Here is a 21594-nt window from a genome sequence, read left to right as displayed (position 1 = left end):
CCATGTCCAACGCCCAACATTCCGCTGCCGGCGCCGATCTGAGCGGCGTGCGCATGGAGCGCAACGCCCATGGCCGCCTGGTGCTGATCCTGGCCGACGGCACGCGCCACGAATCCGTGGTGCCCGTGCGCGCCTTTCCCATTGCCGCACCGCTGGAAGGCCTGTCCCTGGTCTCCGTCGATGGCAAGGAGGCGCTGTGGGTGGACCACATGGACCACCTGCCGGCGCAGGCCCGCACGCTGATCGAGGAAGACCTGGCCGTGCGCGAGTTCGTGCCCGTCATCCAGCGCATCCACAAGGTGTCCGGCTTTTCCACGCCCAGCACCTGGGACCTGGAGACCGACCGGGGGCCCGTGCAGCTCGTGCTCAAGGCCGAGGAGGACATCCGGCGCCTGTCGGGCCGCACGCATCTGATGATCACCAGCCAGGACGGCGTGCAGTTCAGCGTGCCCGACAGCACGGCGCTGGACCGCACCTCGCGCAAGCTGCTGGAGCGCTTCCTCTAGCGCCTGGTCGGGGTGAATAAGGGGTTTACCCTTGGTTTGAGGCAGACCGAAGCGTCTTTCAAAAAAAGCGCTTCAGTTCTTTCAGCTTCTGTCGATGATGAGGCGACGGCGGGAAATTCCCGCCCACAGCACACATCCAGCAAGAGGGTCGAGCCATGCCAATTCCACCTGTTGACCGATCACCCATACCGTGGCGCCCGCAAAGCGCCGATCTGTACTCCACCGGTGCGTCGGGCGCGGTGCCCGTGCGTCCTGTGAACGCCACCAACGCCGTCGAATCCACGGACCGCATCGGCGAAGGCCGGGTGGTGCGCGATCCTGAAAAGCCGTCCGTGGTGGACCAGGAAAACCGCGACTGGACGCTGGCCGAAGAGATCAAGCAGAAGGAAGAGGTTGAGGAGCCGCCCAAGGAGCCGATCTCCAAGCAGCTCATCGAGTTCATCCAGTCCATGTGGCGTGCCAGCGCCATGGCGGTGGAGCAGGCCCAGGAGGTCAGCAAGGCCGACGATGTGGCTCGCAACAAGATGCAGGTGCGCGATGAGCCGTTGACCTATTCGGAACCCAAGGTCAAGCGTACCGGCGGTCTTTGAGTGTCAGGGGCCGGGCAAGAAGGCTCAGTCCTTTGAGCCTTCGCCTTCCTTCTTGTCCCTGGCAGCGGCTGCGGCATGCTCGGCTGCCGCACGCTCGGCGGCCTTTGCCTCTTCGGCCTGCGCCTTGGCCTTTGCCTTGTCGCGTTCGGCGCGGTACTTGACGGCAAAGGCCTGCACCTCCGCATAGGAGACGTAGCCGTCCTTGTCGGTGTCGGCCTCGTCAAAGGCGGCCGACAGGCGCGGGAACAGCGCCACTTCAGCACGGCTGAGCTTGCCGTCCTTGTTGAAGTCCAGCATCTTGAATTCGCGCTGGGCCTTGATCTCCCCCTTGGTCAGCGGCGCCGGGCTGGCCGTTGCCTGCTCGGTGGCTGTGTTTTCTGCTGCCTGCGCGCGCGCGGCGGGCAGCATGAAGGCGCTGGTCAGCAGCACGACGACGGCGGCCTGCAGCAGCGGTGGCCGGCGCAGCAGGGCAGAGCGGTTCATGAGGGGAAAATGCATTGGCTTTATTTGGGCACGGAACCGGCATTTGCAAGCACGGCCGGCCCGCCCTTTGCAATTGTTTACTTCGGCGGATCGGCGTCCGGATTGGAGATGCCGCTGCTCACATGGCCTGCCGGCACATGGCGCGCGGCCGAGTTGACGTGGCCGGTCTGGTCGTCGAAGAAGAAGTCCGGCTCGAACTCGCGCAGGAACGGGCCCTTTTCCAGGCCGCCGAGGAACATGGCCTCGTCCACCGCAATGCCCCATTCCAGCAGCGTGCGGATGGCACGCTCGTGCGCCGGTGCGCTGCGCGCCGTCACCAGGGCCGTGCGAATGCGCATGGTCTGGGACGAGTCCGCCTGCTGCTGCAGCCGGTGCAGCGCAACCAGCAGCGGTTTGAACGGCCCTTCCGCCAGCGGCGTGGCGGCATGGGAGACCTCGTGGCGCAGAAATGCCGGCAGCCCGCCTTGCTGGTAGACGCGTTCGGCCTCGTCGGAGAACAGCACGGCATCGCCGTCGAAGGCAATGCGCACCTCCTGCGGATAGCGGTCGCCTGCGGGCGTGGAATCGACCATCACGCGCGCGGCAGGAAAGCCGATGGACAGCGCCCTGCGCACATCGACCTCGTTGGCCGAGAGAAACAGGTGCGCGCCCAGCGGCCGCAGGTAGGAAAACGGATCGCGCCCGCGCGTGAACACGCCGCGCTCTATGTGCATGTCGGCCGCCTTGGCCGAGGCAAAGACCCGCATGCCGCTGGCCGGGTCGTTGCGCGACAGCATCATCACCTCCACGCGCTGCACCTCGGGCGTATTGAAGGCCAGCAGCTTGCGCACCAGCGGGAAGGCGATGCCCGGGCGTGCGGGCTGGTGCACCAGGTCCAGCTGGCGGCGCATGTAGGCCTGCTCGTCACCGGCGTCGAACAGCCGGTTCTCCTCCTCGAAGTCGAACAGCGCCCGCGAGGAGATGGCGACGACCAGCTTGTCTTGCAGGGTCACGGACATGGCTTGGCGCTTTTCGCTATTTGACGAACTGGTTGAGCTGGATGATGGGCATGAGCACGGCCAGCACGATCAGGGCCACGACCATGCCCATGGCTACGATCAGCAGCGGCTCCAGGATGGTGGCCAGGTGCATGGCACGGCGCTGCACCTCGGTGGACAGCTGGTTGGCCGCGCGCTGCAGCATCACGGGCAGCTGGCCGGTCTGCTCGCCCAGGCGGGCAAACATGGAGATCAGTCCCGGGAAGCGCTTTTTCTGCGCCAGCGCCGAGGCCAGCGGCGCGCCCTCGCGCACCAGGGCCAGCGCGTCCATGGCGTCGGCGCGCAACGCGCGGTTGCCCAGCGTTTCGGCTGCGGCCTGCAAGGCCTTGAGAATGGGCACGCCCGCGCCCGCCAGCATGGCCAGCGTGCCGGCAAAGCGTGCCGCGTTGTAGTTGCGCGCCAGCCGGCCGATCAGCGGCAGGCGCAGCCACCAGGCGTCGAAGCGCTCGCGCAGCGCGGGGTTCTTCATGGACAGCCGGAATCCCACGGCGCCCAGCACCAGGGCGATCAGCGCGGCCCAGCCATAGCTGCGCACGAAGTCGCTGAGCGCCAGCATGGCCACGGTGAGCCAGGGCAGGGCTCGCTTGGTGCCGGCGAACACGCTGGCCACCTGGGGCACCACGTAGCTGACCAGGAACAGCACGATGACGATGGCCACCAGGGTCACGATGGCCGGGTACAGGGCTGCGCCAATGAGCTTGGACTGCAGGGCCTGGCGCGACTCCAGGTCGTCGGCCAGCCGCTCCAGCACCGGGCCCAGGCTGCCGCTGGCCTCGCCGGCGCCGATCACGGCGCAGTAGATGTCGGAGAACTCGCGCGGGTGCTGGGCCAGGGCGCGGGCAAAGGTGGAGCCTGCGTTGACCTCGGCGCGCAGCGCGGCCACGAGGTGGTGCTGGCGCGGGTCATCGGCTTCTTCGGACAGCGCGGCCAGGGCGCGCTCTATGGGCAGGCCTGATCCGACCAGACCCGCCATCTGGCGTGTCCAAACGGTGAGCCCTGTGGAGCCAAGGACGGGGCGGGTCAGCCAGCGCGAGGCGCCGCCCTGCGGGCTGGACGCGGAACCCGAGGCCACGATCTCCACGGCCATGGGCACCAGGGCCTGGGCCCGCAGCTGGCTGCGCGCGGCGCGCGCGTTGTCGGCTTCGATCGTGCCCTTGCGGGTCTGACCTTGTGCATCCAGGGCTTCGAAGGAAAAGGCAGGCATGCGCGGCGGGAGTCGGGAAGGGCTGGGGAAGGGATGGCGTTCAGGAAACGCCAGGCGGCGATCCAACCCCCGATGGTAGCCGCTGCCGGTGACGGCTGGATGGCGAGGCCGCCGCCGCGGTCGGCGGCAGCCCCTGCCTGGCCCTTATGCCGGCTGGGCCGCGAGGTCCGCTTCGTTGAGCTGGATGGAGCGCAGCGAGGCCGGGCGTTCCATCAGCGGCTGGCCGTAGTCGCTGAACTCGGGCAGCGCGGGCAGCAGCTTCATCATCGTGCCCCAGCGCAGGTAGCTGGCCATGAGCACGTCGGCCGCGGTGAACTGGTCGCCGCACAGGTAGCGCCTGCCGGCCACGGCCTGGCGCAGCGTCTGCACCACGTCGTCATAGCGGCCATAGCCGGCGGACATGGCCTGGTCGGCCGTCTGCTGCTCCAGGTGGCCCTGGCTCTTGGCAGTCATCAAGGCGTCGACGGGGCCGGCCAGGAAGAACATCCAGCGGTGGTAGACGCCGCGCAGCGGGCTGTCCACGGCCGGCGCGAGCCTTCGTTCGGGGAAGATGTCGGCCAGATAGGCAAGGATGGCGGCCTGTTCGGTGATCACGGTCTCGCCGTGCACCAGCGCGGGGACCTTGCCCATGGGATTGATGGCCAGGTAGTCGGCAGCCTTCATGGTGCTGCCGTATTCCAACCGCACGGGCTCATAGCGGGCGCCGCATTCCTCCAGCATCCAGCGCGCGATGACGGCGCGCGAGCGGGGGTGGAAGTAAAAGCGCAGCGGCTTGATCGAGTCGTTCATGAAGGCTCCCAGTGGTTTGAATGCATGGCGAGAAGGCCATGGGAGCGACTGTAGGAGGCCATGCTGACAGTTTTTGTCAGCAGTGGTGTCAGCGGACCGTGTAGCCCAGTTGCCGCGACCAGCGTTCGATCAGGCCGCTGCGGTGGTCGGGATAGCGTTCCTGCAGATCGGTGACGGAACGCACGCGGTCGGCACGGAAATGGCGGAAGTCCTGGCGCAGTTCGCACCAGGCCGCAAGAATGCGCCGCTGGTCGAAGAAAGCCATGGCAAAAGGCCAGATCTGGCGCTCGGTCGGCTGGCCCTTCTCATCCGTGTAGTGCAGCAGCACCCGGTGCTGGCGCCGTATCGCCAGGCGCAGCGCGGTCTGCCAGGGCTCGGTCACGGATTCGTGGCAGATGGGCGGCACCAGCAGGCCGCTGGTGTCCACCTCGATGCGCAGCTCCAGCGGCAGCGCGCTGCGTATGCGGTCCAGCGCGGCGGTGGCGGCCTGGGCGAGCTCGGGGTCGGCTTGGCGGCTGGCCCAGCGCGCGCCCAGCAGCAGGGCTTCCAGCTCATCGGGCGTGAACATCAGCGGCGGCAGCAGAAAGCCGGGCCGCATCTCATAGCCCACACCCGGGTCGCCCGCAATCGCTGCACCCTGCTCGCGCAGGGTGGCAATGTCGCGGTACAGGGTGCGCAGGCTCACGTCCAGCTGCCGGGCCAGCACCGGCCCGGCCTGGGGCAGGCGCGCGCGGCGCAGCAGGTCGATCAGCTGCAGCAGCCGGGCGGAGCGGCTCATGCCTTCAGCGGCCCATGACGCCGGCCGTGATCTCCAGCGAGCGCAGGCGCAGGTCGCGGTCATACACGTCGCTGACCAGGATCAGCTCGTCGGCCTCGGTGTCGGCCTGCAGCTTCTGCAGGCGCATGCGCACCTTGTCCGGGCCGCCGATGGAGGCCACGGCCAGGAAGTCGCCGATGGCGCGGCGCTCCTGCTCGCCGAGCTGGGCCGCATAGTTCTCGATGGGGCGCGGCAGCAGTCCGCGCCGGCCCGTGATGATGCCCAGCACGCGCTGGTAGGTGCTGCTGGCCAGGTACTCGGCCTCGTCATCGGTGGGCGCGGCGATCACGGGGGCGCCGACGATCACGTAGGGCTTGGCCAGTTGGGCCGACGGCTTGAACAGGCTGCGGTACAGCTGCACGGCCTGGTAGAGCATGCGCGGCGCGAAGTGCGAGGCAAAGGCGTAGGGCAGGCCCAGGTGAGCTGCGAGCTGGGCCGAGAACAGGCTGGAGCCCAGCAGCCAGATCGGCACGTTGGTGCCCGCGCCGGGCGTGGCCACCAGCTTTTGCTCGGGCGTGGCCGGGCCCAGCAGGCGCTGCAGCTCCATCACGTCGCGCGGGAAGTCTTCCTCGGTCTCGACGCGGTCGCGGCGCAGGGCGCGCATGGTGGCGCCATCGGTGCCGGGTGCACGGCCCAGGCCCAGGTCGATGCGGCCCGGGTACAGCTCGGCCAGCGTGCCGAAGGCTTCGGCGACCACCAGCGGGGCATGGTTGGGCAGCATGATGCCGCCCGAGCCCACGCGGATCTTCGAGGTGCCGCCCGCGATGTGGCCGATCAGCACGGCCGTGGCCGAGCTGGCGATGCCGGGCATGTTGTGGTGCTCGGCCAGCCAGTAGCGCTCGAATCCCAGTGCCTCGGCCTTGCGGGCCGTGGCCAGCGCAATGTCCAGGGCCTCGGCGACGGTGCCGCCTTCGCGCACGGCCACGAGGTCGAGCATGGACAGACGGACTTCATTGAATGATGTCATGGCAGGTTCCAACTTCCAGTTCACGGTGGGTGGGGGCGGCGCGGGCCTTGCCGCGCCAGGGCATTCCTGGTGCGCGTTCGCGCACTCAGTTTCTTCTGGACATTTCCCGTGCGCAGGTGATGCCCAGCACCACGCACCAGACCAGGGGGAGGATGGCTGCAGCCAGATGGTTCTCGCCCTGCTGGATGGCCAGCCAGGACAGCGGCAGCGCCACCAGCGCCGACAGGCGGATGACGCGGCGCAGCTGGCTGGTGGACAGGCGGGACTTGAACCACCACAGGGCGATGTAGCTGATCAGGCTCAGCGTGGCGACCCACAGGAACAGGTCGCCGCCATAGGGAGCGCTCCAGGCGCGTAGGGATTCCAACATGCCGACCATTGTGGCAAACGGGGATGCCCCGTGCTGCGCAGGGTCGGGCGTGGCCGCCTGCGCCTAGTCGCGCGTGACGCGCAGCACTTCCTCGGGCGTGGTGATGCCCTCGCGCACCAGCCGCTCGCCATCGTCGCGCATCAGGCGCATGCCCGAGGCCAGCGCGGTGTCGCGGATCTCGGCCTCGCTGGCCTGGCGGTGGATTTGCGCGCGGATGGTGTCGTCCACCACCAGCATCTCGAAGATGCCGGTGCGCCCTCGGTAGCCACTGGGCTCGGTGGTGTCGATCTTGCGCACCAGGCGCTGGGCCAGCACGCCCAGCAGGGAGGACGACAGCAGGAACGGCTCCACGCCCATGTCGATCAGGCGGGTGACGGCGCTGGATGCGTCGTTGGTGTGCAGCGTGGCCAGCACCAGGTGGCCCGTCAGCGAGGCCTGGATGGCGATCTGCGCGGTCTCGAAGTCGCGGATTTCGCCGATCATGATCACGTCCGGGTCCTGGCGCAGGATGGCGCGCAGGGCCTTGGCGAAGGTCAGCTCGATCTTGGCGTTGACCTGGGTCTGCCCCACGCCGGCCAGCTCGTACTCGATGGGGTCTTCCACCGTCATGATGTTGCTGTGGCTGGCGTCCATGCGCGACAGCGCCGCGTACAGCGTGGTGGTCTTGCCGGAGCCCGTGGGACCGGTGACCAGCACGATGCCGTGGGGCTGCGCCGTCATGTGGGTGAACCGCCTCAGCGTCTCGCCCTGCATGCCCACGGCCTCCAGGCTGAGCTTGCTCTCGCTCTTGTCCAGCAGGCGCAGCACGGCGCGCTCGCCGTGGGCGCTGGGCAGGGTGGAGACGCGCACGTCGATGGCGCGCGTGCCCAGGCGCAGGCTGATGCGGCCGTCCTGGGGCAGCCGCTTTTCGGCGATGTCCAGGTCGGCCATGATTTTCAGGCGCGAGATCAGCGCCGCGTGCAGGGCCCGGTTGGGCTGCACGACCTCGCGCAGGTCGCCGTCCACGCGAAAGCGCACGCTGGAGTGGCGCTCATAGGGCTCGATGTGGATGTCGCTGGCGCCGTCGCGCGCGGCCTGCGTGAGCAGGGCGTTGAGCATGCGGATGATGGGCGCGTCGTCCGCAGTCTCCAGCAAGTCCTCGACGGCGGGCAGCTCCTGCATCATGCGCGAGAGGTCGGCGTCGGACTCGACCTCGCTGACCACCAGGGCCGCGCTGGATTCGCCCTGCGAATAGGCGGCGCTGATGCGGTGCGCCAGCGTGCCCGCGTCCAGCATCTGCCAGCGCTGCACCGCATGCTTGCGCTGGACTTCGGACAGGGCCTGCCAGTCGGGCGAGGGGCCGTGCCAGAGCAGGGGCTCGTGGCCGTCGTCCTCGATCAGCAGCTGGCTGGTGCGCGCAAACGAATAGGGCAGGGGATAGCGCATGGGGCCTTCCTGCCTCAGAGCGCGCCGGGGGCTGCCGGCACGGCGGGAGCGGCGGGCTGCGGCTGGGTGAAGTCGATCAGCTCGGGCTTTGCGCCCGGCACGTTGACGATGGCGGCCGGGTTGGTGAACGAGCCGGGGTCCGGCTGGGGCGTCAGCGTGGGCAGCACGGGCGCGGCATTGACCGAGCGCAGCAGCACGTTCTGCTCGGGCTGCAGGCCTTGCTGCTGGGCGCGAATGGCTTCGTAGCGCTCGGAGGAGACCTGATTGGTGGCCGCCGCATCGCGCATCACCACAGGACGCAGGAAGACCATCAGATTGGTCTTGTTGCGCTTGCGGTTGGTGTTGCGGAACAGGTTGCCGAGCACGGGGATGTCGCCCAGCAGGGGAATGCGGTCCTCGGCCTGGGAGTAGTTGTCGTCGATCAGGCCGCCGAGCACGATGATGTTGCCGTCCTCGACCAGCACGTTGGATTCGATGGAGCGCTTGTTGGTGGTCAGGCCGTTGGTGTCCTTGCGCGTGGACTCGTCCACCGAGGAGACCTCCTGGAACACGGCCAGCTTCACCGTGCCGTTCTCGTTGATCTGCGGGCGAACGCGCAGCATCAGGCCCACGTCCTTGCGCTCCACCGTGGTGAACGGGTTGACCGTACCGCCCGTGGAGTTGCTGGCGTAGGAGCCCGTGACCATGGGCACGTTCTGGCCCACGATGATGCGCGCCTCCTCGTTGTCCAGCGTCATCAGGTTGGGCGTGGACAGGATGTTGGCGTCGCCGCTGTTCTGCAGGAAGTTGGCCAGAAAGCCCAGCGTGGTGTTGCCGTTGACGCTCTGCGTGAAGCCCAGGTTGGTGCCGCGCATGCTGCTCACCGTGTCGCCGGTGATGCCGCCCGTGCTGGTGTTGATGCTGCCGTCCTTGTTGAAGGCATTGAGCAGGCTCAGGATGTTGGCGCCGGCCACGCTGGAGTTGTTGCCGATGCTGCCCAGCACCTTGCCGTTGTTGCTGAGGATGGCCTGCCACTGCACGCCGAACTGGGCCAGGCGGTTGTCCTTGAGCTCGACGATCAGGCTTTCGATCAGCACCTGGGCGCGGCGGCCGTCGAGCTTGTCGATCACGGCGCGCATCTGGCGGTAGATGGGCGGCGGGGCGGTGATGATCAGCGAGTTGGTGGACGGATCGGCCTGGACCATGCCGCCCGTGGACGGCTGCTGGGCCACGCCCAGGGCGCCGCCGCCACCGCTGCTGCCCAGGCCCGAGGACGAGCCCATGCCCATGGATGCCGTGCCGCTGGAGTCGCGCGAGACCACGGGCTGCGAGGTGGGAATGGAGGACATGCCGCCGCCCTGCGGCGTGGTGCCGCCCGCACCGGGCTGGCCGCTGGCCGTGCCCGCGGCCGTGGCCTGGGCGCCTATGGCCGCGCGCAAGGTGGCTGCCAGCGCCACGGCGTCGGCGTTCTTGAGATAGACCACATGGATGTTGCCCTGGTCGCCGCCGCCGTTCATGGCGGGCTGGTCCAGCCGCGCGATCAGCGAGCGCACCTGGGCCAGGCGTGCGGGGTTGGCCGCGCGCAGCACGATGGAGTTGCTGCGCGGCTCGGCCATCAGCGAGGTCTTGAAGGCGTTGTCGCTCTGGCCCGGAATATTGGCGCCGCCGGCGGTCACGGTGAGGCCGCCGGGGCTGGCCGTGCCGCCTTCGATCAGGCGCGAGACCAGGGCCACCATGTCGGTGGCCACGGCATGGCGCAGGGGAATGATTTCGACATCGGTGGCGTTGGACACATCCATGGTCGCCACGATGCGCGAGATGCGCTGCAGGTTGTCTGCGTAGTCGGTGATGACCAGCGAGTTGTTGCCCGGGTTGACGTTGATGGTGTTGTTGGGGCTGATCAGCGGGCGCAGCACGGGAACCAGGTTGGCCGCGTTCTCGTAGTTGAGCTTGAAGATCTGGGTGACGATCTGGCTGCCCGCGCTGCTGCGGCTCGCGCCCACGGCCACTTCGCTGGCCTGCAGCTTGGCGTCCGCCTCGGGGATGACCTTGTACAGGCCGGCCGATTCGACAATGGTGAAGCCCTGCAGGCGCAGCGCGGCCAGGAACTGCTGGTAGGCGGTGGCAGGCGGCACTGGCCTGTCGGTCAGCAGCGTGATCTGGCCCTTGACGCGGGGGTCGACCACCACGTTGCGGTTGGTGATGGCGCCGATGGCGCGCGAGACGGCCTCGATGTCGGCGCCCGAGAAATTCAGTGTCACAGGCTCGCCGGGGCGCAGGCTGGGCGTGGCGCCGGCTGGTGCGTTGGTCTGAGCCTGGGTCGTGCCAGCGGTGCAGGCCAGCATGGCGCTGACGGCCAGCGTGTGCAGGGTGTTGCGCCAGAACGGGGTCGTGTGCTGCTGAGTCATGGATCAACCAAAGGAAATGATGGACCGGGGCCCCTGGCGCCGTCCCAGAATGTTGAGCAGGTTGGACAGCGCGGTTTCGCGCTCCGGGCTGGCCGAGGCCTCGCCCTGGAAATGCAGCCGCTGGCCTACCCATTGGCCCTGGCCGCTCAGGCGCAGGTCGCCGGTCAGGGTACTGAGCTGCAGTTGCGGGCTGTCGCCCCCGAGGATGTCCAGCCGGTAGCTGCCCAGCGGGCGCAGCGGTGACAGGCGTGAGGATACGGCCAGCGCCTCCAGGCGCGTGCTGCCTTCGCTGCGCCAGCGGCCCGATTGCCACAGCAGCTGCAGTTGCAGGGCCTGCGTGGCCAGCCGCAGCTGGCCTTGCAGGTCCACCGTGTTCCATGGCGTGCCCAGGCCGGACAGCAGGGAGGCGGGCCAGCGCGTGTCGCTGTCATGCACCATGGCGCTCAGGCCCTGCCAGCGGGGCAGCAGGTCCAGCACCACGGGAGTGGGTGTGCAGCATTCGCTGCGCAGTTGTATGCGGGCGCCGTCCAGGCGGGGGCGCAGCGTCCATTCCAGCCGTGTGGGCAGGGCCGTGCGGTCGCGGCTGCCGGCGCCTCCGGTGAAGACCAGGGAGGCCGAGCCATTCCACAGCGTGCCGCGCGGCTGCTGCAGCAGCACCTGGCCCTGCGTGGCCGAATCCACGCCGCGCGCCAGCCAGGCGGCGGGCGCCCAGACGACGGTGGTGGCCACCAGGCCGCACAGGGCACCGGCCAGCGCCCAGCCGCGCGGTGCGCGCAGGGCCGGCTGGGTACGGGGCTTGCGTTGCATGCTCAAGGCGCCCGCGACGGATCGACGGGCAGGTCCAGCACCAGGCTGCCGTCCCAGCGCACGGCATCGGCAGCGCCTGCGCCTGCTGCGCCGGAGGCGGCGGCAGTGCTTGCAGATGCACTGCGGGCCAGCTTCATCTCGGCCGGAACGGCATGGGTGTTGCTGCGGACCTGGGCCAGCCAGCGCGCCAGCGCGGCGGCGGGTGCGGCCTTGAGCGTGATCTGTGCGCGGTCGCCCATCCAGTTCAATTGGGCGGAGGCGCCCAGTTCGGCGGACAGCGAGCTTTGCAGCAGCGCCTTGGCATCGCCGACCACGGGGCGTGCGTTGCCGCGCAGCTGCTCGGCCTCGGCCTGCAGCAGCTGCATCTGGCGCAACTGGCGGTCGGCCTGGGCATGGCGTTCGGGCGCGGTGCGCAGGCTGTGCAGGGCGGGGGCCAGGGCCACCCACCACAGCAGGGCCAGTGCCACCACGCCACCGGCCAGCAGGGTCATGTTCTGTTCACGCGGCGCCAGGGCATTCCAGCGCGCGCGCAGGGGTGCCAGGCTTTGGCGGGATGCGCGCATGTTCATGGCCGGGCCTCCTGGGCAAGCAGCAGGTCGGCGCCCTCGCGCTGCAGTCGCAGGCCGCTGCCGGCCAGATGTTGTTGTGCCTGCTCCAGTGCCTCGGCCTCCAGCGAGACGCCCTTGAGGCGCAGCTGCCGGTCCTGGTAGTCCATGGCCTGGGGCAACTGTCCAGCGGGCAGGGCCCGGGATGCGGCGGCCAGCAGGGGCTCCAGGTCGCCCTGAGTCAGCGCGCCGGCGGTCTGGCGCAGCGTGGCGACTTCGCGCTGCATTTGAACGGGCGCGTCGACGATGACGGGCACGCGGGGGAAGCTGGTGGCCAGCGTGGAGCGCACCTGGACCTGCTTGGCCGCGATGGCGCGGTTCTCGGTCCAGGCCCAGGCATTGAGGCCCACTACCTGGGCCAGCAGGGCGAGCACGGCGCCCCAGCGCGCGGCCTTCCATTGCGGCGCGCGCAGAAAGCTTTGCCAGCCGTCGAGCATGCGCCGCCGTGTGCGGCTGCCGCCGCCCAGGTCGAGGTCGAACTGCGCCAGATCCCAGCTTTGTGCGCGGGCCGCCAGGCCGCGCTGAGCATCCGTCAGCAGGCTGACGGGGCGCTGCAGAGCCTCGGCGGCACGGGCCAGCGCCGGGTCCGCCTGGATCGGGGTGTCAGGGGGCAGGGCCTGCAGCAGGGCTGCCAGCATGGCGGGGTCGGCACTGTCGGTGCGCAGCGGCAGGCAGGCCAGCGAGTCCATGCCCTGCGGGGCGGTGCTCAGGCCGGTGGCAAGCAGCCAGGCCGATTCGGGTGAGCCCACGGCCCAGAGCTGGGGCGTGGCCTGGGGCGGACATTCCGGCACGATGCGGCCCACGGGCCGCCCTGCGGATTCCAGGGCCTGAAGGTGGGCATGGAGCCAGGCCTTGTTGCAGGCGGCAACCCAGCAGGGCTCGCCTGCGCGTGCCTGCGGCTGCAGGGCCAGGTGCAATTGGGAGGGCTCGTCGAGCAGACGCTCTTCCAGCAGCCCGTCGAGCACGGCGCGCAGGCGCACATGTCCGCGCCGGCTTCCCGTAGGCACGCCATGGGGGAGGCTGACCAGATGCCAGGACAAGGCCTGGTGCGGCACCACGGCAACCGTCTGGCCGGTGCGGCCAGGATCGGGCAGCAGGCCTGCGGCGGCGTGGCCATGCCGGTCGGCGCGCAGGCCGTCACTGCTGAGTGCGTAGGCGTATTCGCCAGCGGGGCCCGCAGGCAGATGAAGAATCAAGGTGCTCATGGGCGGAAGCGGGCATTGTAGGGGGCGAGTGTGACAGCCATCTGTCATGGCGCGGGAGCTTCGGGCAATCCCCAGTCCCCCCTCTCACGCCAGATGGTAGTGACTGTCATGTTGTTGCGACGCAACATGGAGCGTTCGCTGGCCACGATCTCGCCCAGGCGCATGCGGCCACGCGCCTCGAAGAAGCTGGTGGCCACCGACAGGTTCTGTCCTTCGAATTTCTGCGGCAGGCCCAGCGCGTTGGAGGCATCGGCCAGGCTGCGCAGCGGGCGCGATGCGCGCAGCTGCACCAGCTGGCTGGCCTGGGACCAGGTCAGGTCCTCCACGCTGGCCCAGATGACTTCGGCGCTGGCGGTGTTGAGGTTGACGGGCGTGTTCTCGGGCAGCAGGGTGATGTAGGGCTCCAGGCGCGCGACGACCTCGGGCGGCAGACCCAGCCAGCCGAACTGGCGCAGCGTGCGCGGCATCAGCAATTGCGCGCCCTCGCCAGGGGTGGCGGCTGCGCGCAGGGCCTGGACGATCTGCGTGGCATAGGCAGGGGGCAGGTTCAGGCGCTCCAGCAGGCGGGACAGCGGGCGCAGGGTTTCGGGTTTGTCGGGGGCGCTCAGCAGGTTGCGCAGGTTCAGGCGCGACTGCAGGTCGATGATCTGGCCCGAGAGAAAGGCGTCCTGCATGTCGGCCATGCCGTCATCGACCTGGCTGACGTTGTTCTGCGCCGCAAGAAACGTGGACAGGCGCGCCTCCTGCAGCGGCACGGCCCAGGGTTCGGCCAGATGGTCCACCTGCAGACTGGTGCGCGCATCCTCGGCCAGCACCACGCGCGACCAGTCCAGCGCACCCAGCAGGATCCAGGCGGCCTGCATGCGGTTGCGCTCGGCGGTCTCGACCTCCACGCTGCGCCACTGCTGCCACAGCGCGCTGGCGGCGAACGTGGCCACCAGGGTCACCGTGAGCATGGCGGCCAGCAGGGCCACGCCACGGTGGCGGCGGCGGCCGGGCAGGGGGCGGGGTGCGCGCATCATGATCGGCTGTTGGAGCGCAAGGGGTTGACCCAGTCCATGGTGACGCGGCCAGGAATGGCGCTGTCGGGCGGCAGGGTCAGTTCGACGCGGATACCGTCGGGAATCGTGGGCAGCTGTGCGCTGCTGTTGGTGCCGCCGGACGGCGGGTTGACCGTGCCCGTGCCGTTGTCCGAGCCGCTGGACTGCGGATTGCTCCAGGCGTTGTCGCGGTAGTAGTACAGGCGCCATTGGTCCAGGGGCATCAGCACGGTTTCGCGCCGGCGCTGGTCGTCCGAGGGGTTGCGCCCCCATTGCGATCCCTGGTTCCAGGCATCGCGCCACTGTGCGCGCGTGCGCAGCGGCGGCGACTGCCAGCGCAGCCACTGGTCGCGCCCGGCCGTCTGGCGGCGCGCCCAGGCGACGACCACGGCGCCGTCGTCCACGGCGGCGCTGCTCTTGCGGGTCATGCGCAGCACCTGGCCGTCCCAGTCGATGACCTGTGTGTTTTCAAGCGGCATCAGCGCTTCGAGGTCGGCATTCCATTGGGCGATGACGGTCTGCAGCACCATCTGCTGCTCGTTGCGGGCACGAATGGTCTCCTGCGAGCGCACCATGCTGTCCAGCCCGCGCCAGCTCACCAGGGCCAGAAGGGCCATGACGGCGATGGCCACCATCAGCTCCACCAGGGTGAAGCCGTGCGTGCGGGAAGGGTGGCGCAAGCGCATTCAGAAGCGTCCCACGATGGTGGATACGCGCAGCACGGGATGCTCTGCCGTGACCACCAGGGCATCGACACGGCGGAAGCTGGGATTGGGTGTGGGCCGCACGCTGAGCCGGACCTGCAGTTGCCGGCCGCCCTGCTCGCAGGTCAGGCTGTTGTCGCCCACGGGCGGCATCTGGCGCGACAGGCGCATGCGCACCAGCTCGTTTTGCGCGCACAGCTGGGCCAGCAGCACCTCGGACTGGCGCTCGGCATTGAGCGTCAGGGCCGATGTGGCCTGCAGACCGGCCATGAGCGCAATGCCCACGATGCCCAGGGCCACCAGCACCTCGATCAGCGTGAAGCCGCGTGCCGGGCGCCTGGGGGCACCGTGCTTTCGGCGCAGTCCGTGGAGGGCTGTCATGGCAGGGACTGCACGGCAAAGGGCCGCAGTCCATCCGTGGCCACGCGCAGCGGCGGGCTGGTGGAGTCGCGCAGCGTCAGCGTGACGGACTGGGGCGGAATCAGTGGCTCGGGGCCCAGCACCAGCGGCGTGGCCGGCTGCGCCTGCACACCGGGCTGCAGCCATTGGGAAGGCAATTGCGCGCTGGCCGGCAGTCCTTCGAAACGAAAGCCCTGTGGCATGGGCCGCCAGCGCACGGGCACGCCGTTGGCACGGGCCTGGGCGCGGGCCGACTCCAGCAGCGCGGCCAGGCGTTCGGCCTCGCGCTCCAGCTGTGCCTGTCCGCTGTCGCGCAGCGACAGGCTCACGCCTGCGGCGGCAATCGCCATGATACTGATGACGACCATCAGCTCCAGCAGGGTGAAGCCGCGCGAAGGGGTGGACAGGGGGAGGGGAGCGGTCTGGCGGGGCATGAGAGCAGGCAGGCCCGCTGGGAGCGCGGGCCTGTGGTGCGGTGCGGCGCGGCCCCTGCGGGCCGTCGCCCGGGCCATCGACTTATTGCCAGCTGCCGATGTCGGCATCCTTGCCCTCTCCGCCGGCCTGGCCGTCGGCGCCAAAGGACATGATGTCGATGGGGCCCTTGATGCCAGGATTCAGGTACTGGTAAGGGCGGCCCCAGGGATCGTTGGGCAGCTTTTCCAGGTAGGGCTTCCAGTTGTTGGGCAGCGGTCCGCTCGTGGGGCGGATGATCAGGGCCTGCAGGCCTTGCTCCGCCGTGGGGTAGCGCTGGTTGTCCAGGCGATAGAGCTTGAGCGCCTGGGAGATGTTGGTGATGTCGGTGCGTGCAGCCGTGACGCGGGCATCGTCGGCGCGGTCCAGCACATTGGGCACGATCAGGGCCGCCAGCACGCCGATGATGACCAGGACCACCATCAGCTCGATCAGCGTGAAGCCGCGCTGGACGGCAGTGCGCAGGGCAGGCAACGGACGGCGGGGAAGGCTGGTCATGGAACGGTGCAGCAAATTGGACATATCGCTCCATCATAATCGCGCGATGGTGACACTTTCATTGAACCGCGGCCAGGCCCGGACCTGGCATGTCAAGGCTGCCACATTCGTGCTCTGGCTGCTGGCTGCCGGCGTCGTGGCTTTCTGGGCCATGCGCCTGGGCAACGGCGGCGCGGGAGCGCCCGTGCCACCCGCGCCCGCCGAGCCCTTGCAGGTCGATGCGCCCGCGCTGGCGCAGGCGCTGGGAGGCGTGGCGGCCGCGCAGGGCGCCGTCGCCCCCGCTGCAGCGCCTGTGGTCTCGCGCTATGCGCTGGTCGGTGTGCTGGCCGGGCGCGACAGCGGCGGCGGAGCGGCGGTCATCGCCGTGGGCAACCAGCCGGCCAAGCCCTTCCGCGTGGGGCGCGCCGTGGAAGACGGCGTGGTGCTGCAGTCGGTGTCGGGCCGCGAGGCGCGCCTGGGGCCCAGGGTCGATGGCCCGGCTTCCATCACGCTGCAGATTCCCCTGCCCGACAAGCGCTGATCCCGGTCAGCGCGGCAACGGCAGGTCCAGCACCAGCCAGCCGCCAAAGTCAGGCGCGGGCAGCGTCCATTGGGCCGCCTGGGGCAGGGCGCTGCCTTCGCGCATCAGCCATTGCACGCAGCGCGCCACGCCGGCATGGGTGATCCAGACGGTGTCGCGTGCGGCGCCATCGCCCACCGAACCCCTGCTCGCCTGCTGCAAGGCCTCATTCACCCTGCGCAGCATGGTCGCCAGGGACTCTCCCCGGCCCGGCGCGTGCCCGGCAAGGTCTGCCGCCCAGGCATCGATGGCGCTGCGGTCCAGCGCATCCCAGGGCTGGCCTTCCCACTCGCCGAAATCCATCTCCAGCAGGCGGCTGTCCGCCGCCGATGCCAGGCCGGGCCGCAGTGCCTGCAGGGCCTGTGCCAATTGACGGCATCGGCGCAGGGGCGAATGCACCAGCAGGCAATCCGCAGGCAGGGCGAGGTGCAGGGCCTGCGCCGCATCGGCCGTGGCCTGGGCGTCGGCTTGCATGTCGAGTCGGCCATAGCAGATGCCGGGCGCCACCAGGGGGCGGGCATGGCGTACCAGCCAAAGGCGTGGTGCCGGGTTGGCGCAGACGGAGTTCATGGCACGCGCACCAGTACGGCGGCAGCCCCCAGCAGCATGGCCAGTTCACAGACCTGCTGGGCAGCGCCCAGGCAATCCCCCGTCATGCCGCCCAGCCGGCGGCGCACCCAGCGCACCATGGCGGCCGTGGCCAGGGCGCCGGGCAGTACCAGGCCGATGACGAGCGGCAGGCCCGCCAGCCAGCCTGTCAGCGCCAGGGCGGGCAGGCACCAGAGGGTTGCCGTGACCACGCCTATGGCGCTCAGCGGCCTGCCAGCCGCATGCACGGCCTTGGAGTGGGCGGCCTGGCCCACATAGGGAAGGCATTGCATGAGGGCCAGCGGCGCCATGCGCGACAGCACATGGATGCTGCACAGCAGCAAGGCCGCCCATTGCACGCGGATGTCGACCAGCAGCGCGACCAGGGATAGCTTGGCCAGCAGCGCCATCACCAGCGCCATGGCGCCGTAGGCTCCCAGGCGCGAATCCTTCATGATTTCCAGCGCGCGCTCGGGCGGGACAAAGCCGCCCAGGCCGTCGGCCACATCGGCCAATCCGTCTTCGTGCAGTCCGCCGGTCAGCCACAGCGTGGCCACGGTGGAAAGAACGGCGGCAACCAGCGGCATCCAGGGGCTGGGTGCCAGCAGCCAGCCCGTTGCCATCAGGCACGCTGCGCCCCATGCGCCCACCAGCCAGCCGACGCCGGGCAGATGGGCAACGCTGGCATGCTGCAGCTGGGGGCTCCAGCCAGCCCAGGCGGCCAGCTGCCCCGTGACCGGGATGCGGCTGAAGAACTGGACGGCCAGGACAAAGTGGCGAAGCGGCTGCATGGGCGTGTCAGTGCCGGCCCGCCAGGTCCGTCACTTGAGGAAAAGCTGGTAGGCCGGGTTGGCGGTTTCCTCGACCCAGGGGTAGCCAAGATTGCTCAGGAAGGCGTCGAATTTCTTGCCATCCTTGGCGGGCACCTGCATGCCGACCAGGATGCGGCCGTAGTCGGCGCCCTGGTTGCGGTAGTGGAACAGCGAGATGTTCCAGGTCGGCGCCATCAGGCTGAGGAACTTGAACAGTGCGCCGGGGCGCTCGGGGAAGACAAAGCGCAGCAGGCGCTCTTCCTGCGCCAGCGGCGAATGGCCGCCGACCATGTGGCGCAGATGCTCCTTGGCCATGTCGTCGAAGGTCAGGTCCAGCGCCTCGAAGCCCTGCTTCTCGAAGTTCCTGGCGATCTTCTCGGACTCGCCGCGTGCCGCCGTGGTCAGGCCCACGAAGACATGGGCCTTGTTCTCGTGGCTGATGCGGTAGTTGAATTCGGTCACGTTGCGCGGGCCGCCGGGCAGCTTGCCCACCGCTTCGCAAAAGCGCTTGAAGCTGCCGCGCTCCTCGGGGATGGTCACGGCGAAAAGGGCCTCGCGCTCCTCGCCCACCTCGGCCCGCTCGGCCACGAAGCGCAGCCGGTCGAAGTTCATGTTGGCGCCGCACAGGATGGCGGCATAGGTCTCGCCCTTGGTCTTGTGCTTGGCAACGTACTGCTTGATGGCCGCCACGGCCAGGGCGCCGGACGGCTCGACGATGGAGCGCGTGTCCACGAAGATGTCCTTGATCGCGGCGCAGACGGCATCGGTATCGACCACCACGTAGTCGTCCACCAGGCCCTGGGCGATGCGGAAGGTCTCCTCGCCCACCAGCTTGACGGCCGTGCCGTCGGCGAACAGGCCCACGTCGGCCAGCTCCACGCGGTGGCCGGCGCGCACGGACTGCAGCATGGCGTCCGAATCCTTGGTGTGCACGCCGATCACCTTCACGTCGGGGCGCACGGCCTTGATGTAGTTGGCCACGCCCGAGATCAGGCCGCCGCCGCCGATGGCGACAAAGACCGCGTCCAGGCGCGGGCTGCCCAGCTTTTGCAGCTGGCTCAGCATTTCCATGGCAATCGTGCCCTGGCCGGCGATCACGTAGGGATCGTCGAAGGGGTGCACAAAGGTCAGGCCCTTTTCCTTTTGCAGCTTGACGGCGTGCTTGTAGGCGTCGGAATAGCTTTCACCGGCCAGTTCCACCTCGCCGCCCAGCGCCTGCACCGCATCGATCTTGACCTGGGGCGTGGTGGTCGGCATCACGATCACGGCACGGCAGCCGAGCTTGCGTGCGCCCAGGGCCACGCCTTGCGCATGGTTGCCGGCCGAGGCGCAGATCACGCCCTTTTCCAGCTGCTCGGCCGACAGGTGCGCCATCTTGTTATAGGCGCCGCGCAGTTTGAAGCTGAACACCGGCTGCTGGTCCTCGCGCTTGAGCAGCACCTTGTTGTGCAGGCGGCGGCTCAGCGCCTTGGCGGGCTCCAGGTCCGACTCCACGGCCACGTCATAGACGCGCGCGGTAAGGATCTTGGTCAGGTAGTCGGCAGGGGTCAGGGGGTGGTTCATCGTCGGCGAAAGGCTGGAGAGCAGCAGGCCGGGAGGCGGCCCGTCGGTGTCAGGCGGCCATCATAGGCGCTTGTGAATCATGCTGCAGTGCAGCGTCCTGCACAGGCCGGGAGCGACGAAACCAAAAAAAAGCCCCAGGCTGTAAAGCCGGGGGCTGAATCCACCAATAGAGGAGGTGGAGGAGACAACTGGTGCGATGCAGAGCGAAGTTGGTTCACAATCTGCAGTCCATCTGGAGGGGTGTCCGGGTTAACCCTTCAGATAACGCTTGGGTGCATTGTATGCACGACAGGTGCTGCGTTGCAACAAAATCAGGGTTTTTGTGTAGTTGATGCAAAATAGCAACAGTTTTTTGAGGACGCAACAATGGAATGCACAGTGAGTTGGACAGGTGGCACGACCGGCATGCGCTCGGGCATGGGCTTCGTGGCGGAAACGGGCAGCGGCCACGTGGTCAATATGGATGGGGCGCCGGATGCGGCCAACCCCGCCAATGGAGGGCAGAACCAGGCACCCCGCCCCATGGAGATGCTGCTGGCCGGCGCCGGTGGCTGCACGGCCTATGACGTGGTGCTGATCCTCAAGCGCGGCAGGCATGCCGTCAAAGGCTGCAGCGTCAAGCTCACCTCGGAGCGCGCCGATGCGGACCCCAAGGTGTTCACCAAGATCCACATGCAGTTCACCGTCAGCGGTACGGGTCTGCCCACGGGTGCGGTGGAACGTGCCATCGCCATGAGCCATGACAAATACTGCTCGGCCACCATTATGCTGGGCAAGACGGCCGAGATCACCACGGGATTCGACATCGTCGAGGCCTGATGCCGCCGATGGCTGGGCTTGCGCCTCGGCGCCCCTCCTGAAATGAAGAAAGCGCGCAAGGCCCGCTTTTTTTGGATGGAATGCTGTTTCAGATGTTTCTGAAGGTTCAGATGCGGTGGGCTGTTGTCGTCATCACCTTGGCTGCCAGGCGCATCAAGGCGCGGGCGGGGGGCGGCAATTGCAGGGCGCCGGCTTCGCGCGCAGCGGCGGCATGGCGTTCCTCGTCATCCTTCATGCGGGCCACCACGGCCAGCGAGGCGCGGTCTTCCTCGGGCAGCAGGCCCAGATGGCTTTCCAGATGGGCGGACACCTGCTCCTCCGTCTCCACCACAAACCCCAGGCTGGCCGCGTCGCTGATCTTGGCGGCCACCACACCGATGGCGAAGGCGCCGGCAAACCACAGCGGGTTCAGCAGGCTGGGCCGGTCGCCCAGGGCGTTGAGCCGGTCGCGGGTCCATGCCAGGTGGTCGGTCTCCTCGCGCGCCGCCTCCAGCAGGTGCTCGCGCAGCACCATGTCGCGCGTCACCATGGCCTGGGCGTTGTACAGCGCCTGGGCGCAGACCTCTCCGACATGATTGACGCGCATCAAGGCGCCCGACAGCCGACGCTGTGCTTCGGTCAGCTCTCCCTCCGCGATACCGGCGGCCGGGGAGCGTTCGGCGGCGGAAGGCTGTGCAAACAGGGTGCGAAGCGCCGCATCGGCGGCAGTCAGTATCTTGTCCATGGGCGGTCCCTAGAGCGGAAAATCTTGGCAAATTCAGGGTCTGAACGGTACACCAGGACGCCATGCCCTCTCTTTGTGCAAGCGCAACAAGGCCGGCGCGATGTTCGGGTTGGGCCTGATTGTGTTGGCTTGCAGGTTTGTTGCGGCAGTGCAACGAAAAACGGGGGGTAATGCCCGTTTGTGGGTGAATTTCTTTGCATGGGCAGCGGTGGTCTGGTGCAATAG

At 68.7% G+C, this 21594-nt stretch carries 25 protein-coding genes; 4 read left to right on the top strand and 21 right to left on the bottom strand.

Going from position 1 to position 21594, the window contains the following annotated elements; genetic code table 11:
• Positions 1-2: 2 nt before the first annotated feature.
• Positions 3-506 (top strand): cyanophycin metabolism-associated DUF1854 family protein, encoded by a 504-nt coding sequence (locus IAE24_RS05940; protein ID WP_013800643.1) that lies wholly within the window; start codon positions 3-5, stop codon positions 504-506.
• Between the two features lie 155 nt (positions 507-661).
• The gene (locus IAE24_RS05935) at positions 662-1096 is read left to right on the top strand and encodes a hypothetical protein (RefSeq protein ID WP_012207503.1); all 435 of its coding nucleotides are present in this window, start codon (positions 662-664) and stop codon (positions 1094-1096) included.
• Positions 1097-1120: 24 nt separating this feature from the next.
• Here the strand turns inward: IAE24_RS05935 and IAE24_RS05930 are convergent, their stop codons facing one another.
• From IAE24_RS05930 to gspG, 17 genes are all read right to left on the bottom strand, one after another.
• Positions 1121-1594 carry an EF-hand domain-containing protein gene (locus IAE24_RS05930; protein ID WP_199959134.1) on the bottom strand — a complete coding sequence of 158 codons (474 nt, stop codon included), beginning with the start codon at positions 1592-1594 and terminating at the stop codon, positions 1121-1123.
• A gap of 62 nt (positions 1595-1656) precedes the next feature.
• Positions 1657-2577 carry a 5'-nucleotidase gene (locus IAE24_RS05925; RefSeq protein WP_043822074.1) on the bottom strand — a complete coding sequence of 307 codons (921 nt, stop codon included), beginning with the start codon at positions 2575-2577 and terminating at the stop codon, positions 1657-1659.
• A 16-nt stretch (positions 2578-2593) separates the two neighbouring features.
• Positions 2594-3820: a type II secretion system inner membrane protein GspF gene (gspF, locus tag IAE24_RS05920; protein WP_199959136.1), complete on the bottom strand. Its 1227-nt coding sequence runs from the start codon at positions 3818-3820 to the stop codon at positions 2594-2596.
• A 144-nt stretch (positions 3821-3964) separates the two neighbouring features.
• Positions 3965-4609, bottom strand: coding sequence for a glutathione S-transferase family protein (locus IAE24_RS05915; protein WP_013800647.1), 645 nt, complete (start codon positions 4607-4609; stop codon positions 3965-3967).
• A gap of 88 nt (positions 4610-4697) precedes the next feature.
• A complete protein-coding gene (locus tag IAE24_RS05910) occupies positions 4698-5387 on the bottom strand; it encodes a helix-turn-helix transcriptional regulator (protein WP_013800648.1) in 690 nt (229 codons plus the stop codon).
• A gap of 4 nt (positions 5388-5391) precedes the next feature.
• Entirely contained in the window at positions 5392-6393 is a 1002-nt protein-coding gene (locus IAE24_RS05905; RefSeq protein WP_199959138.1) for an LLM class flavin-dependent oxidoreductase, read from the bottom strand.
• Positions 6394-6478: 85 nt separating this feature from the next.
• A complete protein-coding gene (locus IAE24_RS05900) occupies positions 6479-6763 on the bottom strand; it encodes a hypothetical protein (protein WP_223275171.1) in 285 nt (94 codons plus the stop codon).
• Between the two features lie 63 nt (positions 6764-6826).
• Positions 6827-8188, bottom strand: a complete 1362-nt coding sequence (locus tag IAE24_RS05895; protein ID WP_013800651.1) for a GspE/PulE family protein — start codon at positions 8186-8188, stop codon at positions 6827-6829.
• A 14-nt stretch (positions 8189-8202) separates the two neighbouring features.
• A complete protein-coding gene (gene gspD / locus IAE24_RS05890; protein WP_199959143.1) occupies positions 8203-10575 on the bottom strand; it encodes a type II secretion system secretin GspD in 2373 nt (790 codons plus the stop codon).
• Between the two features lie 3 nt (positions 10576-10578).
• A complete protein-coding gene (gene gspN, locus IAE24_RS05885; protein ID WP_199959150.1) occupies positions 10579-11382 on the bottom strand; it encodes a type II secretion system protein N in 804 nt (267 codons plus the stop codon).
• 2 nt (positions 11383-11384) lie between these two features.
• Positions 11385-11951, bottom strand: a complete 567-nt coding sequence (gene gspM, locus IAE24_RS05880; protein ID WP_043822084.1) for a type II secretion system protein GspM — start codon at positions 11949-11951, stop codon at positions 11385-11387.
• Positions 11948-13192 carry a type II secretion system protein GspL gene (gspL, locus tag IAE24_RS05875; RefSeq protein WP_199959152.1) on the bottom strand — a complete coding sequence of 415 codons (1245 nt, stop codon included), beginning with the start codon at positions 13190-13192 and terminating at the stop codon, positions 11948-11950. Before gspL ends, gspM begins: the two co-directional genes overlap by 4 nt.
• 44 nt (positions 13193-13236) lie before the next feature.
• On the bottom strand, positions 13237-14214 hold the full coding sequence (gene gspK, locus IAE24_RS05870) for a type II secretion system minor pseudopilin GspK (protein WP_199959154.1): 978 nt from the start codon (positions 14212-14214) through the stop codon (positions 13237-13239).
• A complete protein-coding gene (locus tag IAE24_RS05865; RefSeq protein ID WP_013800656.1) occupies positions 14211-14918 on the bottom strand; it encodes a prepilin-type N-terminal cleavage/methylation domain-containing protein in 708 nt (235 codons plus the stop codon). Before IAE24_RS05865 ends, gspK begins: the two co-directional genes overlap by 4 nt.
• A complete protein-coding gene (gspI, locus tag IAE24_RS05860; protein WP_199959156.1) occupies positions 14919-15317 on the bottom strand; it encodes a type II secretion system minor pseudopilin GspI in 399 nt (132 codons plus the stop codon). It abuts the gene before it with no gap.
• On the bottom strand, positions 15314-15769 hold the full coding sequence (locus tag IAE24_RS05855; RefSeq protein WP_199959158.1) for a GspH/FimT family pseudopilin: 456 nt from the start codon (positions 15767-15769) through the stop codon (positions 15314-15316). Before IAE24_RS05855 ends, gspI begins: the two co-directional genes overlap by 4 nt.
• A gap of 82 nt (positions 15770-15851) precedes the next feature.
• Positions 15852-16328, bottom strand: a complete 477-nt coding sequence (gene gspG, locus IAE24_RS05850) for a type II secretion system major pseudopilin GspG (RefSeq protein ID WP_016448729.1) — start codon at positions 16326-16328, stop codon at positions 15852-15854.
• Between the two features lie 22 nt (positions 16329-16350).
• Between gspG and IAE24_RS05845 the strand changes: the two genes are divergently transcribed.
• Complete coding sequence (locus tag IAE24_RS05845; protein WP_034397087.1) at positions 16351-16824, top strand: type II secretion system protein N; 474 nt, start codon at positions 16351-16353, stop codon at positions 16822-16824.
• Positions 16825-16830: 6 nt separating this feature from the next.
• On the opposite strand, the gene IAE24_RS05840 is transcribed toward IAE24_RS05845, so the two are convergent.
• From IAE24_RS05840 to ilvA, 3 genes are read right to left on the bottom strand one after another with little or no spacing between them, the layout of a single operon-like run.
• A complete protein-coding gene (locus IAE24_RS05840; protein WP_199959160.1) occupies positions 16831-17433 on the bottom strand; it encodes a histidine phosphatase family protein in 603 nt (200 codons plus the stop codon).
• Entirely contained in the window at positions 17430-18242 is an 813-nt protein-coding gene (locus tag IAE24_RS05835; RefSeq protein ID WP_199959162.1) for an adenosylcobinamide-GDP ribazoletransferase, read from the bottom strand. Before IAE24_RS05835 ends, IAE24_RS05840 begins: the two co-directional genes overlap by 4 nt.
• A 30-nt stretch (positions 18243-18272) precedes the next feature.
• Positions 18273-19826 (bottom strand): threonine ammonia-lyase, biosynthetic, encoded by a 1554-nt coding sequence (gene ilvA, locus IAE24_RS05830; protein ID WP_013800662.1) that lies wholly within the window; start codon positions 19824-19826, stop codon positions 18273-18275.
• A 366-nt stretch (positions 19827-20192) separates the two neighbouring features.
• Between ilvA and IAE24_RS05825 the strand changes: the two genes are divergently transcribed.
• Positions 20193-20645: an OsmC family protein gene (locus IAE24_RS05825; RefSeq protein WP_012207481.1), complete on the top strand. Its 453-nt coding sequence runs from the start codon at positions 20193-20195 to the stop codon at positions 20643-20645.
• A gap of 106 nt (positions 20646-20751) precedes the next feature.
• Here IAE24_RS05825 and coq7 read toward each other — a convergent pair whose 3' ends face one another.
• Positions 20752-21369 carry a 2-polyprenyl-3-methyl-6-methoxy-1,4-benzoquinone monooxygenase gene (gene coq7 / locus IAE24_RS05820; RefSeq protein WP_012207480.1) on the bottom strand — a complete coding sequence of 206 codons (618 nt, stop codon included), beginning with the start codon at positions 21367-21369 and terminating at the stop codon, positions 20752-20754.
• Positions 21370-21594 lie beyond the last annotated feature (225 nt).

It is taken from the genome of Delftia sp. S65, assembly GCF_016516495.1.
In the GTDB taxonomy this organism is placed as follows: Bacteria; Pseudomonadota; Gammaproteobacteria; order Burkholderiales; family Burkholderiaceae_C; genus Comamonas; species Comamonas acidovorans.
Note: the sequence above shows the minus strand (reverse complement) of the source record. Positions and strands in the feature narration are given on the sequence as shown.

Bases quoted from the DNA above. Each gene is read 5' to 3' on its own strand.
- IAE24_RS05940 (WP_013800643.1), top strand. From the start codon at position 3: ATGTCCAACGCCCAACATTCCGCTGCCGGCGCCGATCTGAGCGGCGTG.
- IAE24_RS05935 (WP_012207503.1), top strand. From the start codon at position 662: ATGCCAATTCCACCTGTTGACCGATCACCCATACCGTGGCGCCCGCAA.
- IAE24_RS05930 (WP_199959134.1), bottom strand. From the start codon at position 1,594: ATGCATTTTCCCCTCATGAACCGCTCTGCCCTGCTGCGCCGGCCACCG.
- IAE24_RS05925 (WP_043822074.1), bottom strand. From the start codon at position 2,577: ATGTCCGTGACCCTGCAAGACAAGCTGGTCGTCGCCATCTCCTCGCGG.
- gspF (WP_199959136.1), bottom strand. From the start codon at position 3,820: ATGCCTGCCTTTTCCTTCGAAGCCCTGGATGCACAAGGTCAGACCCGC.
- IAE24_RS05915 (WP_013800647.1), bottom strand. From the start codon at position 4,609: ATGAACGACTCGATCAAGCCGCTGCGCTTTTACTTCCACCCCCGCTCG.
- IAE24_RS05910 (WP_013800648.1), bottom strand. From the start codon at position 5,387: ATGAGCCGCTCCGCCCGGCTGCTGCAGCTGATCGACCTGCTGCGCCGC.
- IAE24_RS05905 (WP_199959138.1), bottom strand. From the start codon at position 6,393: ATGACATCATTCAATGAAGTCCGTCTGTCCATGCTCGACCTCGTGGCC.
- IAE24_RS05900 (WP_223275171.1), bottom strand. From the start codon at position 6,763: ATGTTGGAATCCCTACGCGCCTGGAGCGCTCCCTATGGCGGCGACCTG.
- IAE24_RS05895 (WP_013800651.1), bottom strand. From the start codon at position 8,188: ATGCGCTATCCCCTGCCCTATTCGTTTGCGCGCACCAGCCAGCTGCTG.
- gspD (WP_199959143.1), bottom strand. From the start codon at position 10,575: ATGACTCAGCAGCACACGACCCCGTTCTGGCGCAACACCCTGCACACG.
- gspN (WP_199959150.1), bottom strand. From the start codon at position 11,382: ATGCAACGCAAGCCCCGTACCCAGCCGGCCCTGCGCGCACCGCGCGGC.
- gspM (WP_043822084.1), bottom strand. From the start codon at position 11,951: ATGAACATGCGCGCATCCCGCCAAAGCCTGGCACCCCTGCGCGCGCGC.
- gspL (WP_199959152.1), bottom strand. From the start codon at position 13,192: ATGAGCACCTTGATTCTTCATCTGCCTGCGGGCCCCGCTGGCGAATAC.
- gspK (WP_199959154.1), bottom strand. From the start codon at position 14,214: ATGATGCGCGCACCCCGCCCCCTGCCCGGCCGCCGCCGCCACCGTGGC.
- IAE24_RS05865 (WP_013800656.1), bottom strand. From the start codon at position 14,918: ATGCGCTTGCGCCACCCTTCCCGCACGCACGGCTTCACCCTGGTGGAG.
- gspI (WP_199959156.1), bottom strand. From the start codon at position 15,317: ATGACAGCCCTCCACGGACTGCGCCGAAAGCACGGTGCCCCCAGGCGC.
- IAE24_RS05855 (WP_199959158.1), bottom strand. From the start codon at position 15,769: ATGCCCCGCCAGACCGCTCCCCTCCCCCTGTCCACCCCTTCGCGCGGC.
- gspG (WP_016448729.1), bottom strand. From the start codon at position 16,328: ATGTCCAATTTGCTGCACCGTTCCATGACCAGCCTTCCCCGCCGTCCG.
- IAE24_RS05845 (WP_034397087.1), top strand. From the start codon at position 16,351: ATGGTGACACTTTCATTGAACCGCGGCCAGGCCCGGACCTGGCATGTC.
- IAE24_RS05840 (WP_199959160.1), bottom strand. From the start codon at position 17,433: ATGAACTCCGTCTGCGCCAACCCGGCACCACGCCTTTGGCTGGTACGC.
- IAE24_RS05835 (WP_199959162.1), bottom strand. From the start codon at position 18,242: ATGCAGCCGCTTCGCCACTTTGTCCTGGCCGTCCAGTTCTTCAGCCGC.
- ilvA (WP_013800662.1), bottom strand. From the start codon at position 19,826: ATGAACCACCCCCTGACCCCTGCCGACTACCTGACCAAGATCCTTACC.
- IAE24_RS05825 (WP_012207481.1), top strand. From the start codon at position 20,193: ATGGAATGCACAGTGAGTTGGACAGGTGGCACGACCGGCATGCGCTCG.
- coq7 (WP_012207480.1), bottom strand. From the start codon at position 21,369: ATGGACAAGATACTGACTGCCGCCGATGCGGCGCTTCGCACCCTGTTT.